This window comes from Flavobacterium sp. ARAG 55.4 (assembly GCF_051846875.1).
GTDB lineage: Bacteria > Bacteroidota > Bacteroidia > Flavobacteriales > Flavobacteriaceae > Flavobacterium > Flavobacterium plantiphilum.
Genome location: NZ_JBPYCT010000005.1, coordinates 132,946 through 146,638 on the forward strand (window position 1 = coordinate 132,946; position 13,693 = coordinate 146,638).

At 32.1% G+C, this 13,693-nt stretch carries 12 protein-coding genes; all 12 read right to left on the minus strand.

Features of this window, described 5'->3' with window-relative positions; translation table 11 throughout:
* Window positions 1–2 precede the first annotated feature (2 nt).
* Window positions 3–836 (minus strand): hypothetical protein, encoded by an 834-nt coding sequence (locus ACSV4D_RS07990; protein ID WP_439227785.1) that lies wholly within the window; start codon window positions 834–836, stop codon window positions 3–5.
* A 43-nt stretch (window positions 837–879) separates the two neighbouring features.
* Entirely contained in the window at window positions 880–1,461 is a 582-nt protein-coding gene (locus ACSV4D_RS07995; protein WP_439227786.1) for a DUF1572 domain-containing protein, read from the minus strand.
* Window positions 1,462–1,552: 91 nt separating this feature from the next.
* On the minus strand, window positions 1,553–2,089 hold the full coding sequence (locus ACSV4D_RS08000) for a YfiT family bacillithiol transferase (RefSeq protein WP_439227787.1): 537 nt from the start codon (window positions 2,087–2,089) through the stop codon (window positions 1,553–1,555).
* A gap of 54 nt (window positions 2,090–2,143) precedes the next feature.
* Window positions 2,144–2,665, minus strand: a complete 522-nt coding sequence (locus tag ACSV4D_RS08005; protein ID WP_439227788.1) for a DinB family protein — start codon at window positions 2,663–2,665, stop codon at window positions 2,144–2,146.
* 41 nt (window positions 2,666–2,706) lie between these two features.
* Complete coding sequence (locus ACSV4D_RS08010; RefSeq protein ID WP_439227789.1) at window positions 2,707–3,453, minus strand: SDR family oxidoreductase; 747 nt, start codon at window positions 3,451–3,453, stop codon at window positions 2,707–2,709.
* A gap of 30 nt (window positions 3,454–3,483) precedes the next feature.
* On the minus strand, window positions 3,484–4,530 hold the full coding sequence (locus tag ACSV4D_RS08015) for a branched-chain amino acid aminotransferase (protein WP_439227790.1): 1,047 nt from the start codon (window positions 4,528–4,530) through the stop codon (window positions 3,484–3,486).
* A 330-nt stretch (window positions 4,531–4,860) separates the two neighbouring features.
* Complete coding sequence (locus ACSV4D_RS08020; RefSeq protein WP_439227791.1) at window positions 4,861–5,685, minus strand: helix-turn-helix domain-containing protein; 825 nt, start codon at window positions 5,683–5,685, stop codon at window positions 4,861–4,863.
* 73 nt (window positions 5,686–5,758) lie between these two features.
* Complete coding sequence (locus ACSV4D_RS08025) at window positions 5,759–6,988, minus strand: site-specific integrase (RefSeq protein ID WP_439227792.1); 1,230 nt, start codon at window positions 6,986–6,988, stop codon at window positions 5,759–5,761.
* A gap of 689 nt (window positions 6,989–7,677) precedes the next feature.
* Window positions 7,678–8,730, minus strand: coding sequence for a sugar phosphate isomerase/epimerase family protein (locus ACSV4D_RS08030; protein WP_439227793.1), 1,053 nt, complete (start codon window positions 8,728–8,730; stop codon window positions 7,678–7,680).
* 45 nt (window positions 8,731–8,775) lie between these two features.
* On the minus strand, window positions 8,776–9,924 hold the full coding sequence (locus ACSV4D_RS08035) for a Gfo/Idh/MocA family protein (RefSeq protein ID WP_439227794.1): 1,149 nt from the start codon (window positions 9,922–9,924) through the stop codon (window positions 8,776–8,778).
* A gap of 6 nt (window positions 9,925–9,930) precedes the next feature.
* Window positions 9,931–10,686 carry a ThuA domain-containing protein gene (locus ACSV4D_RS08040; protein ID WP_439227795.1) on the minus strand — a complete coding sequence of 252 codons (756 nt, stop codon included), beginning with the start codon at window positions 10,684–10,686 and terminating at the stop codon, window positions 9,931–9,933.
* Between the two features lie 16 nt (window positions 10,687–10,702).
* Entirely contained in the window at window positions 10,703–13,633 is a 2,931-nt protein-coding gene (locus ACSV4D_RS08045) for a glycoside hydrolase family 2 protein (RefSeq protein ID WP_439227796.1), read from the minus strand.
* Window positions 13,634–13,693 lie beyond the last annotated feature (60 nt).

The window sequence follows — 13,693 nt, forward strand, 5'->3', positions numbered from 1 at the left end:
GCTTAATTAGTAATTGTTTTATTAATTGGAATGAATAACAATGTACCATCCATCATTCCCGGAGAAACAATAGTGTTTTTGAAAATGGTAAAATCAGCGGGGCCATTAATTGGTTCATCCATTTTTACAACAGCTTCCTTTCCCGTTTTTAATGTGATAGTTTGAATGATTCCCTTTTTTTCAAAGGCAACCCAATCACTAAAATAGAGAATGTCGTCATGTATTTGAATTCCATCATAATAGCCTTTTTTGTCCGTTAAAAGAGTGAAATTGTTGTTTTGGAGATTAACATACCCTACAATTCCATTGGGGTTGTTGTCAGTTCCAAAACCGTTCACATATAATTTTGCCGATCTTTTGCAACAAAAAAGCCCGTTTATACCAGGAATAACTTTATCTGTTTTTACTTCAGAGAATGTTTTATTAATTAAATTGACTTTGAATAATTTGTTTTTATCGGTCGCAGAAACATACAAGGTGTTTTTATCCCAAACTGCTATATCGTTCAAAAATGAGGTTTCATTTCCAAAGTCAATTTGATACAGTTTGTTTCCTGTTTTTAAATCAAAAGCAACTATTCTGTCGATATCATTGGTATATAAAACACCGTTGTCTATAGCTAAACCTTTTGGAGCATTCAATTTTTCAGCCGTAAAAGATGATTTAATTATTTTCCCACTACTATTCAATACTATTATTTTTCCATCCTGATCTTTAGCCATTGGAGCCAGTTCTTTTCCAATATCCGCCACATACAGGTATTTGCCATCAGTTGCCACACTTTCAATGTGATTGAAACCTCGAACAATTTCAGTGGACTGTGCGCTGATTTCCAAAATGAAAAGTATAGATGACAGTATAAGGGAACTTTGTATATAATTACTCTTTTTCATCGTTATGTGGATCTAGATATTGATCAGTAAAATGTACTTTATGTTTGTCTTTGCTGAATTTTTCTGCATTGTAATTTGTCGATTTTCCTTTTGCTATAGACAGAGTTTGCCATTTTTCATTAACAATCATTTTTCCGATGAATACAATTTGACCAACGTGATAAGGATAATGAGCTAATTGGCGATTGATGGCTTCCACAACAGTATGTCCTTGATTACGTATGTAAATGATTTTCTCTAAATCTTCTTCCTTTAGGTTTTTGAGTGTCTCAAGGAAACATTTCCAGCCTTCTTCCCAAAGTTCAACTATTGCCTCTTTGGTATGAATATCATTTTCAAATTCGGCATCACGGTTTCGCCATTCTTTTTCCCCATCTGAAGTAAGAAAATCAGTCCAACGAGAAAGCATATTACCGCTTAGATGTTTTACAATTGTAGCAATGCTGTTGCTTTCTTCATTGTATTGCCATACTAATTTATCATCAGCTAATTGTGATATAGTTTTGTCTCCTAACAATTTGTAATATTCAAATTGTTTGATAACGCTGTTTATATAATCTGTTTTCATTGTCTAAAGTTTTAAAATGTTATTTATTCTTCAGATTAATTTATTGTATTGGTCTGCTAATTAAGAAATGAGACTTTGGCAGATTTTTAATTTAATACCAGTTTTTATTCTTTTTTAGAGTGGTAATATGTGCTAAATGATGATTAGAATGCCATGCATAATTGCCTATGTATTCTATTAGTTGAAATTCTTTATTGTGTTCTGGGTGAAAAAAGGTTTTTTCCAGTTCTGATTCTGTCAAGTTAGCGATTAGTGTTGACCATCTTTCGTGAATTCCTTCAATGATTTTTAATGATACTTCAATTGGAAATTCTTTACTATCACTAAGTTCAGCCCAACGATCTTCAAAATATGGTTTTATAACAGGTTTGTCTTCTGTAAGCGCTAATTTGAATCTTATAAAACCATTAATATGACTGTCGGCGCAATGATGAATCACTTGTCTTATTGTCCAGCCATTTGTTCGATATGCAGTATCCAATTGACTGTTTGTTAAATTAGAAACTTCTTTTGTTAGTTTTGAAGGGAATAATTCTATGTCATTTCTCCATTTTTCAAGTATTTCTTTGTTTATCACTTCTGGTTTTACAAATTGACCAATTGGATATTTTTGCTCTTCGGTTGTCATATAATTTATTTGTTAGTTATTAGTAAGACATAATAGTAGTGAAAGGTTTCCTAATTATTGTAAAATTCTTAAATAATCAACCCATGGACCAACTTCCTCTTTGTATTGTTTTGCCATAACTCTTGAGATTTGGTTCATGTGAGCCAAATCATGCACCACCCAAGTGGCAATTAATTGTGATAAATTAACCTCGCCTAAATCAGGATGAATTGCTTTTTTCATTAGTTGTTCTTCCGTTATATTTAATGAACGAAGTTTAGTAATACTTGAAAAACGAATTTTTACAAATTCATTTAATAATTGTAATAAGGTTTTGTTTTTATTTTTATCAATTTGTGCGAACCTATCCAAAGGCTCGAATTTTACAACGACTGCATCAGAAAGGGTAATTTCTATGCGGGGAATCCAATTGCTTTCATCACAATGAATAAGATGGCCAACAACATCAAAAGCAGACCAACTTTGATTTCCTTCATTATTTAATGTCCATTCTTCAGATATATTATCTAATAAAATAGTTAAAAGCTGAGGTGTTTTTTCTAATATTTGAATTGATTTTTCGATACTGAAATTCATGATTTTAATTTTAGTTGTTCCAAAATTTGGTTTAAAAAATACTATTTACCACCGGTAATATCTATGAAAGTTCCTGTTGAAAAAGAGGCTTCTTCAGAGAGCAGCCAGATTATTGCATTAGCCACTTCGGAAGGTAATCCTCCTCGTTTCATAGGAATGGTTTCTGCAAGTCTGTTTACCCGATTAGATTCACCACCATCTGCATGTATGTCTGTGTAAATAAAGCCTGGTCGAACAGCATTGACCCGAATCCTTTCACTAGCGACTTCTTTTGATAAACCTACTGTTAAAGATTCAATAGCGCCTTTTGTGGCAGCATAATCAATATATTCATTTGGAGCTCCTGTTACTGCAGCTATTGAAGATACGTTTACAATTGCTCCACCTGCACCACCATATTTGGTTGACATTTGTTTTACTGCGAGTTTAGAACATAAAAAACAGCTAATAATATTTGATTTTATTATGTTGTTGAATCTTTCTAAACTTAAATCATCCAGTCTTGATTGTCTTTCTAATATCCCGGCATTGTTAACCAATGCGGTTATTTTTCCAAAATCCTTTTCAATATTTTCAAATAAAGAATAGACTTCCTTTTCTACAGAAACATCAGCTTGGTAAGCAATAGCTGTTCCGCCATCCTGAATGATTTTATTGACAACATCATTTGCTGTCTCATTATTTTTAAGATAATTTACACATACATTATAGCCTTTTTTAGCAGCAAGCAGGGCTACTTCAGCTCCGATTCCTCTACCAGCTCCCGTTATTAAGATTGTTTTATTCATAATCGTTAGGCTTAGTATATTACTGAAAAATTAATCTAATTGAATTTTAAAATTCCAGTTGTATTTGTCTGGAGAACGTTCATATCGGATATCATTTAATTTAGTTTTTAAATCATACATGATCGCATCATCAGCAGTATAGGTAGAATATTTGTCTTGTTTGTAAGTGATTGATTCAAATGGAGCAATAACCGCTGCTGTGCCAATCCCAAAAGCTTCTACTTTTTTTCCTGATTTTAAAGCTTCAATTAATTCTTCTACCGAAATATTTTGCTCAGCAACATTGATGTTATTATCTCGGGCAATTTGCAATAAAGAATCTCTGGTAATTCCATCCAAAATAGTATCCGATAGTGGTGGTGTGATTAGTTTATCTTCGATTATAAAAGCAACATTCATTGTTCCGGACTCTTCAATGTATTTTTTCTTTTCAGCATCCAGCCATAAAATCTGATCATAACCTTGTTTTTTTGCTTCTAATTGAGGTAAAAGTGCTGCACCATAATTGCCACCATTTTTTGCAAAACCTACACCGCCTTTTGCAGTACGCGTATATTTTTCTTCAACTATTACGTTGAGATTCCCTTGGTAATAACTTTTTATGGGACTACATACCACCATAAAAGTATATTCGGCAGAAACGTCTACACCTAATTTTTCTTGTGTTGCAAACATAAATGGACGGATATACATTGAAATTTCAGGATGTGTTTCAGGTAACCAATTGTTTTCTGTTTTAATTAATTCTAAAATACCATCAATGAATATTTTTTCACTTATAGTTGGCATAGCCATTCTTTCAGCAGATTTGTTGAAACGGCTAAAATGTTTGTCTAAGCGAAATACATTTAGGTTATTATTAATTGTTCTGTACGCTTTTAAACCTTCAAATATGGTTTGACCGTAATGAAGTGCCATGCTTATAGGTGAAATATTGATTTTGTCAAAAGGTTTAATTTTATAATCAGACCATATCCCGTTTTTGTAAGTTGCAACAAGCATATTATCTGTTGCCTGAACTCCAAATGTGAAATTATTGAAGTCGAATGTGTTGTAATTATGTGTTTTTGGATTCATAATTTAGTGTATATTTTTAAGTTTATTAAAATGGAAAATATGATTTAAAGAAATCTTTTGATTAACTGATTTGACACCAAATCAATAATGGGAGTAAAGAGTTATTTCATGCAGACAAGTAGCATTTGTCTTTTCTGAAGAAGGAGGTTGTTATCCCAGAAATATAGAAAACAGTAATGAGTTGTCTTACTGAACTTATAAAATGTATAAGCCAAGTGCTCTATGGTAATGGTGATTTTTTGTATGGTAAGATGCATGTGACCTAATGTTTTATACAAAATTAGGTCACTTATTAATTCATTATTATTCCAAAAAGTTCAAAAAGTATTACTAAAGGTTCATTTGATACTGTTTGGGTGTAACGCCAAATTTCTTTTTAAATGATTTTATAAAACCCGTATGGGTTTCAAACCCTAAATCGAGATAAAAATCGGAAGTTCGGGCATTAATATCCTGAAGTTTTAATAGTGCTGTTTCCAGCCTTTTGTCATTTAGCCATATCCCTGGAGTTGTATCATAAATTCTTTGAAAAGTTCTTTTGAAAGTTGATAAACTCATGTTGCATAAAAATGCTAATTGAGATATGCTTATTCTTGAATTTATATTGGCTTCAATGATAAGTTTAAATTGGATCTGTGACAGAGGGGTAGGTTTTTCTAATAAAAAGTTTAAATAGTCTGTTCCAAATTCCTGTACAATCAAATGAAGTATTTCTTCTGTTTTGAGATGGATTAAACTGTCTGTTAGTTTTATTTTGTTGTTGCGGATGGACTTAATAAATGTGTCAATTGCAGGAGTTTTTGAACCAACTTTAAACTCATTTGTAGTTGACGTATCTTTACTATTTTTCTTTTTGTAAGAACTTATAACTTTCTCTAATAGCTCGTTATCAAAAAAAATTAAGAGACTTGAATATATATTATTTGGGGATAAATGTTCGGTCATTAAACATTTCCCCATTTTCATAATTACGAATTGTTCCTTATCAATGGATACTTTAAAGTTTGGTGAAATTATGTATTTGATGCCATCGGTAAGTAAACTTATTGCATTTGTTTCTAGTACAACTTGTGCATTGTTTACCTGATTGTAATTTACATAGTCAAAAATATAGCAAGATTCCGGATTTTTATCCGAATCATTTCCTTTAAACATACTAGGTAATGTGTAAATCATGTTGCAAAAAATATTATAATTGAATATTTAAATCAGTACTAATGTAAGGTTTTTAATTTGTCTTTTTTAATGTAGTATAATTAGTAATGAATTTTTCTTTTAAAATTTTCATATCCTCACTCACTTTTCTGTCCAAAACTTTAGCGTAGTGCTGAGTTGTTCTCAAATTTTTATGACCTAGCATTTTGCTTACGCTTTCAATAGGAACTCCATTGGTAAGCGTTACAGTGGTTGCAAAAGTATGCCGGGCAATGTGGAATGTTAGTTCCTTATCTATTTCACAAATATCAGCTAACTCTTTTAAATATGCATTCATTTTTTGATTGGATAGAATAGGGAGTAACTTGTTTTCATTTAAGCATTGCGGATGATTTTCGTATTTGTCAATAATCATCTGTGTTACCGGAAGGATTGGGATTTTAGAAGCTGATTCTGTTTTTTGTCTGTGAGTTGAAATCCATTTTTCACCATCTATACCAAGCACAATATTGGATTTTGTTAAATTGAAAACATCAATATAAGCAAGACCTGTAAAACAGGAAAAAATAAACATATCTCGAACTAATTCTAAGCGCTTTATTTTAAGGTTTTTATTCAGTAATGAATCAATTTCATTTTCAGTGAGATAGGTTCTTTCCGTTTCTTTTACTTTACCCTTGTAATTAAGAAACGGATCTTTTTCAATCCATCCATTTAAATAAGATTGTTTTACAATTTTGCCAAAGTTTCTAACATACTTTATTGTTGAGTTGTTGTTACAGTTTTTAGTGTTTCTTAAGTAAAAATCAAAATCATTGATAAAAGCGATATCAACTTGTTTTATTGAAATATCATTAACGGAATATTGATACTTTAGAAATTCTTTCGTGTGACTGAGGGATGTTTCATATTTTTTATAGGTGTTAATCGAAAATTCTTTACCGATTAGCTCTTTCATGCGTTTATTGTGATCTTCAAAAATGATAATTAATTTTCTTTGTTTTTCTTCAATACCTAAAAGCTTATTCTTGAAAGTTTGGGCATTAATTTCCTGGTTGTTATTTACCATCCATTTTTCGATTTCATAGGCTTTGTTTTTAAGAATATCAAGGTAACTGTTTAATAGTCTAGCTTCTTCTGAATTTCCTTTGATTTTGCCTGCCGCTGTATTCCATTTTGATTTTTCTACAAATTTAGAGGTGCTTAATTCAATACGAGTGCCGTTAATTGTTATTCTCTGATAAATGGGAAGTAAACCGTTTTTTGATACTTTAGAACTTTTCACGTAGAAAAGTATTGACATTTTGTGTTTCATTTTGTGGTGACTTAAATGTTATTCAAATTAATTATTTAATACTCATTTGTCAAGATGTTCATCTTTTGAACTGCTTGCTATCACTGGCTTTGCGAGAAATTCGGTTACCCTGTTTTTACGTTTTTTAGGGTAACCGATTTTAACACCAATGGTTTGAGATTTAATAGATAATTTGAATAGTACCAAAAACAAAAAAGCCTGTAAATCATACGATTTACAGGCTTTTGAACCAATTTGAATTTGTTTTTGTGGAGTGAATGGTGCTTTAGTCGAACACCTTTTTCCAATTTTAACTTTTCTAGATGGTTTAAAAATGGAGTTGTAATATGTTGGTTTTTATTGATTTAAGTTTTTTTTGGATGCGTGGAGTTTTAGTGTTTATATTGTTTTTAGATAATTAATTTAAGTATAAACAGTAAATTTTGATAGTAAAAATGAGGTTTGAAATAAAATAGAATTAAAGAGAAATAATTAATTTAAAAAGTGACTAGGAGTACAATCGAACTATTTTTTTTTAATTGAGCTTTAATCCTAGCCCCAACCGAACAAATGTCGAACCATTTTATAGAGGAGTTAGAGCAATTGGTAAGAAATAAAAAATTGAATCAATACAGTGAAGGTGAAATTAGATCTGTTTTTTGAGAATTATATTATCTGCTTTTATTTTTTTCTGATTATTAAATTCCTAATATTTTTCTCAATTGTTCCTTGTCAATACTCGTCCCTGCAAAATCATCAAAACTTCTTTCTACAGCTTCAATTATATGATTTTGGATAAATGAAGCACCTTCACGAGCGCCTTGTGATGAGGATTTGATACAACATTCCCATTCCATTACCGCCCACAAATCGCATCCATATTTTGTTAATTTTGAAAAAACACTTTGAAAATTAACTTGACCATCGCCTAAAGATCTAAATCGCCCAGCTCTATCTTTCCAAGCTGAGTATCCGCCGTAAACACCTTGTTTTCCTGTGGGATTAAATTCAGCATCTTTTACATGAAACGCTTTAATCCGTTCGTGATAGAAATCTATAAAACTTAAATAGTCCAATTGTTGTAACACAAAATGGCTTGGGTCATATAATATATTTGCACGTTGGTGATTCGCTGTTGCTTCAAGAAAACGTTCAAATGAAATTCCATCATGTAAATCTTCACCAGGGTGAATTTCATAGCATAAGTTTACATCATGTTCATCAAAATGATTTAAAATAGGTAACCAACGTTTTGCTAATTCTTCAAATCCCATTTTGACTAGTCCGTTTGGACGTTGAGGCCAAGGATAAACGGTATGCCATAACAAAGCTCCCGAAAATGTAGCATGTGATTTTAATCCTAATCTACCGCTTGCAGTTCCTGCATTTTTTACGGTTTGGATTGCCCATTCTGTTCTTGCTTTTGGATTATTTTTGACAGTTTCAGGAGCAAATCCATCAAACATAGTGTCATAAGCCGGATTTACAGCGACTAATTGTCCTTGTAAGTGAGTAGATAACTCCGTTATTTCTAATCCATAGGAGTTCACTTTTCCTTTTAAATCATCACAATAGGTTTGGCTTTCTGCTGCTTTATCAATATCGATTAAATTGCTTTCCCAAGTTGGGATTTGGATTCCTTTGTATCCTAAATCTGATGCCCATTTACACATTCCTTCCAAACTATTAAATGGAGATTCACTGCCTACAAATTGAGCTAAAAATACCGCTGGTCCTTTGATTGTTTTCATCTTTATCTTTTTGATATTTTGTTTTCTAAACTACTATCTTTTTAGCTAGTTCATTTTAACCCATGTTGAGTTATTTTTATCACTCTCTACCGCTGCATAAATAAATTGCATTCCTCTTATTCCATCATAAACCGTTGGATAGTCAGGTTTGTCAATCGTTTTATGGTCTAATACCGCCATTAAATGAATAGCGAAGTTTTTGTAAATCGTTGCAAAAGCTTCTAAATATCCTTCTGGATGTCCAGCAGGAATTCTCGAACTATTTAATGCTTCAGGATATAAATCATTTCCATTAGGAGTAAAGATTTTTATAGGTTCTTTTAGCCAATGTGTAATTAATTGATTTGGATTTTCTTGATGCCACTCTAAGCTTCCTTTTTCACCATATACTTTAATGGATAAACTATTTTCTTCACCCAATGCAATTTGGGAAAATGACATTGTTCCTTTGGCGCCATTTTCCATTCTGATAAGCAAATTCCCATCATCATCTAATATTCTTCCTTCACCAAATCTTCCTAAATCGGCAGCGAGTTCTTCGATTTTTAAACCAGTTATATACTCAACTAAATTTTCTGCATGCGTACCAATATCGCCTAATGCACCGCCTATACCAGATTTACTAGGATCCACTCGCCAGGAGGCTTGTTTATGTCCTGTTTTTTCTACGGATGTCGATAACCAACCTTGTAAGTACTGCACTTGAATTTTTCGGATCTTTCCTAAATCACCATTAATAACCATAGCTTTTGCCTGTTTAACCAAGGGATGCCCTGTATAATTGTGAGTTAAGGCAAATAAAAGGCCACTTTTAGTTACTATTTTTTCTAACTCAATTGCTTCTTCTAAAGTTAAAGTCATGGGTTTATCACACACAACATGAAATCCATTTTCTAAAGCTAATTTAGCGGGTGAAAAGTGTTTGTGATTAGGTGTAACAATCGCAACAAAATCCATACGTTGGTCTGCTGGAAGTGCTTTCTCCTTTATGAACATTTCTTCATAATCTTTGTAACATCTTGTTTCAGGAAGGTATAATGCTTTGCCTGATGCTATTGATTTTTCTGCATTACTACTAAAAGCGCCACAGACTAAGTCTATCATCCCGTCCATACTAGCTGCTTTTCGATGAACATCCCCAATAAAAGAACCGATTCCTCCACCAATCATTCCCATTCTTAATTTTCTTGCCATTTTGTTTTATTTACAAGCCCATTTAAAGCCTCTAGTTAATAATTGCCAAACTTCAGGATTCTCAAAATCTTTTGGACTGTGTCCGATTGATAAATAATAGACAGACCCTTTTCCATAATTAGTTGTCCAACATACAGGCATTACAGTACCTTTAATCCAGTAATTATGAGTGTCCGAAAAAGTTGTTGTAGCCAGTACTTTTACTTTAGGATCAATATGCATATAGTATTGCTCAGAATTTTTGACATTAAAGTTGGATATTCCCTTTGTAATAGGATTACTATCCTTTATTATAACAACATCATAATCAATTAATCCCCCTGGATGCGTGACAAACTGTCCTCCAATCATATATTGATAATCGGTATTGTTTCTAAATGAATCACCTAATCCTCCATGACAACCAGCAATACCGGTACCATTTTTAATGGCATCTAAAAGTCCTTTACTTTGTTCTTTGGTAATTTGTCCCATTGTCCAATATTGAATAACAAGGTCTGTGTTGTCCATAATTTCTTTTTGCGTGTAAATGCCTAATGAATCGCTTAAAGTCACGATAGCTCCCTCATTTTCGAGCCATTTATGTACTCTTTCGGCAAAAAGTTTAGGTTGGTGTCCTTCCCATCCGCCGTAAACAAGAACAACTTTTTTATTTTTGAGAGAGGTCAAGTTGTTGTCTCTATTCATTTTTTGAGAAGTACTTGCAATTGTAAAAATCAAACAAAGAAATACGGTAAATAAATAAGTGTGATTGAATTTCATGGAGTTGTTGTTAAGTTTAATTAATAATCATATTTTGTAATATTTTTTTAGCTACAATACTTGCGGAAGTATTTGATTTAATAGCTTTTTTTAGGTCTAAAGATGATAAAATGATTTCACCACGTCCTAGAGGTATTCTCACCACAGCCGAGTATAATTCTTCTTTATGGTCAGCATAAATACCCACAATGGTTTCTCCATTTTCACTTCGAATACCCAGTCGATTGTTTTCATAACCTGCTAAACATTGATACTCCCAGTTGAAAGCGGTATTAACAGGCAAATCATTAAATATTTTGTCTTCTTTTACAAAATAATTTCCACCGTACCAATTGGTTTTTATTTTTTTACTCCCTCTATAATCCATTACTTCTTTGGTCGATAACCAATTGGAAAAATTTTCCACATCATCAATAATAACAAGTTTGTTTCCGTGACTTACCCATCTTAAAATATCCTGTCTAAGCGGAAAAGCTTGTTTTCCAAACAAGGTATTAAAATTATCAGTTAGCAGTACTTTGGTTTTAATATCTTGAATTTTTACAGCAGTAACATTGTTATTTACTATGGCAATACCTTTTAATAAATGACTTAAAGTATTTGTTGTATCTGAAATAGTAATTGTTGGTAATTCTTTTTTTAACGAAGTTATAAATAGTTTTTCGAATCCTGTAGCAATTGTTTTGTCTCCCTTTTTTAGGCTTGTATTAATAGTGATATAGCCATCATTAATAACGGGAAAATTGATGTTTTCTTTTAAAAGCTGCCCATAAGTATCTTTTCCGATAAGGTTTACGGAGAATGAGTTTTTATAAATTTCACCCGAATTATCAGTTGCTGAAATTTCTAGTGTATGATTTCCTTGAATGTTTTTTTCATTAACAATATGAAGATCTATAGTAGCATTTTTTCCTTTTTCTAAAACCAATTCACGTGCTTTTACAGCAACAAATAAGGGTTGGTTGTAGTGTGCCATTATTTTTGGATTGGCTTTTGGATTTCTAAAAATATCTACTATACCAGAATGATTTTCAATTTTCTCACCTTCCCATCCATTTACAACATAGCAATCAACAGTATTACTTATTCTAACGTTCTCAATCATTCTACCTTGATAATACATAGCAACACTTCCCAGACTTTGGGTTAAACTATCTACTGTTGAAAATGCTTTTCGAAACCCCTTAGTAGTTAAAAAGGCATCAAAAGCATTGAATTGGTTGATATAAGCTTGTCCGTCCCAACCTAGATTTTTTCCTTTTAATTCGTTGTTTAACAATTCTAATCGAGGTGGTGTACCGATTGCTCCATCTTCGCCCCACATCACAATTTCACTAGTATTGTTTGAATTTCGATTAAAATCAGTAGGGCTGTTGTAAAATTTATCCAAATAAACCCCTGGTCCATCCGCATGATGCATATCCCACCATCCTTGATATAATAACGTATGGTCGTAAGGGAGCATGTGTAATTTAACCGGAGCTTCAATTTTTTCTGGATTTAAATCATTTAAATATTTCATTTTTTTTGAAAAATTTGTAGAAGTAAAGGTGATAGTGCGAGTTTCATCCCAATTATGAGCTAATTGTATATCGTCAACTTCAAAAGGTTCAGGATCGCGAGTAGATTCATTTATCATATTATAGATAACCAGTGAAGGATGGCTTCTGAAAAGTGTAATCATTCTTTTTAATCGCTCTCTATTGATGTCTTGAGAGAATTTTGAATTTATTCCTGTCTTATAACCACCAGGCTCTGCATAATAGAGTAATCCCATTTCGTCAGCAAGGTCTAATATCATTTCTTGACCAATGCCTCTATGAAAATTCAGCATATTCAATCCTAAATCTTTAGCAACCTGAATTTGTTTTTTTGCCAATTCTTTGGTAGGAATCATTCCGTTTACCGGCCAATATCCCCAAGAAATCGAGGTGCGTAGCATCACTCTTTTATGGTTCAATTGAAATTGTTTGTCGCCATTTACATCAACCACATCAAACCATCTAAAACCAAAACGTTTTATAGCAATGTCTTCACTACCGTCAGCTCCTTTCCATTTTAATTTTACAAAATAAAGATTGGGGGTTTCAATAGACCAAAGTTTTGCTTTGGGAAAATCTAGGTTAAAAGAAGTTTTATTATTGTTCGAAAGCGATATTGTTTTAGACAATAAAACTTTGTTTTCAGTTTCATAAAGTTCGGCAATAAGTTCACCATTTAATTTTGGATTTGAACTATTTAGGGTTGTTTCTATTGTTATTTTAGTTATTTCTGGAGTGTTTTTAATAAAAATATCTTCAAAATAACTTTTGTCTTTTACGGTAATAGTTACACCTCCAGTAATACCTCCAAATCCGTGACTAGCGCTCAAGGGTTGTTTCATACCCCAGTAATCATTGAGAAAATCAATCCATGCAAAATTCCCATCAGGATCTGTAATTCTGACTGCTAATTTATTGTTTTTGGAATAATCAATATATTTTGAAATTTCAATAGAATAAGGTGTTCCATTATAGATGTCATAACCCACTAATTGTTTATTGATATAAATTTCAGCTCTTAAACGGGTACTTTCAAAATTTAGAAATATTCGTTTCCCTTTCCAATTTTGATTTGCTTTGAATTGTGTTGAAAACCAGGAAACACCAATGTAATCTCCAGTAATTCCGAAACTATTTCCATTTTCTCCCCAAAAATGTTCTTCTACAGTCGATGGAATAGTAATTTCTTTTCCTTTTTTTTGAAGTGTTTCCCATCCTCCTGTTGGAGGATTGTTAGGTAATTTGCTGATTTCAGGAGTCAAATAAAGCTCATCATTTGCCCATGTTGCCTCTTTATCTAAACAAAGTCGCCATTTTAAACTAGTTAGGTCTGAAACTTTGTTGTCCTGAGAAAATACATTAATAGAGAATACACAAAACAAGAAGAGTAAAACAATAGATTTCATTGAAATTTTGTTTAAAGTTAGATTGTAAATTTAGAAGTAAAAGGAGGAGAGAGATTGTTC

What these genes read in the sequence shown, in the direction of transcription:
- ACSV4D_RS08040 (WP_439227795.1), bottom strand. Translation starts at nt 10,686, where the DNA reads ATGAAATTCAATCACACTTATTTATTTACCGTATTTCTTTGTTTGATT.
- ACSV4D_RS08035 (WP_439227794.1), bottom strand. Translation starts at nt 9,924, where the DNA reads ATGGCAAGAAAATTAAGAATGGGAATGATTGGTGGAGGAATCGGTTCT.
- ACSV4D_RS08025 (WP_439227792.1), bottom strand. Translation starts at nt 6,988, where the DNA reads ATGTCAATACTTTTCTACGTGAAAAGTTCTAAAGTATCAAAAAACGGT.
- ACSV4D_RS08005 (WP_439227788.1), bottom strand. Translation starts at nt 2,665, where the DNA reads ATGAATTTCAGTATCGAAAAATCAATTCAAATATTAGAAAAAACACCT.
- ACSV4D_RS08020 (WP_439227791.1), bottom strand. Translation starts at nt 5,685, where the DNA reads ATGTTTAAAGGAAATGATTCGGATAAAAATCCGGAATCTTGCTATATT.
- ACSV4D_RS08015 (WP_439227790.1), bottom strand. Translation starts at nt 4,530, where the DNA reads ATGAATCCAAAAACACATAATTACAACACATTCGACTTCAATAATTTC.
- ACSV4D_RS08010 (WP_439227789.1), bottom strand. Translation starts at nt 3,453, where the DNA reads ATGAATAAAACAATCTTAATAACGGGAGCTGGTAGAGGAATCGGAGCT.
- ACSV4D_RS08045 (WP_439227796.1), bottom strand. Translation starts at nt 13,633, where the DNA reads ATGAAATCTATTGTTTTACTCTTCTTGTTTTGTGTATTCTCTATTAAT.
- ACSV4D_RS07995 (WP_439227786.1), bottom strand. Translation starts at nt 1,461, where the DNA reads ATGAAAACAGATTATATAAACAGCGTTATCAAACAATTTGAATATTAC.
- ACSV4D_RS08030 (WP_439227793.1), bottom strand. Translation starts at nt 8,730, where the DNA reads ATGAAAACAATCAAAGGACCAGCGGTATTTTTAGCTCAATTTGTAGGC.
- ACSV4D_RS08000 (WP_439227787.1), bottom strand. Translation starts at nt 2,089, where the DNA reads ATGACAACCGAAGAGCAAAAATATCCAATTGGTCAATTTGTAAAACCA.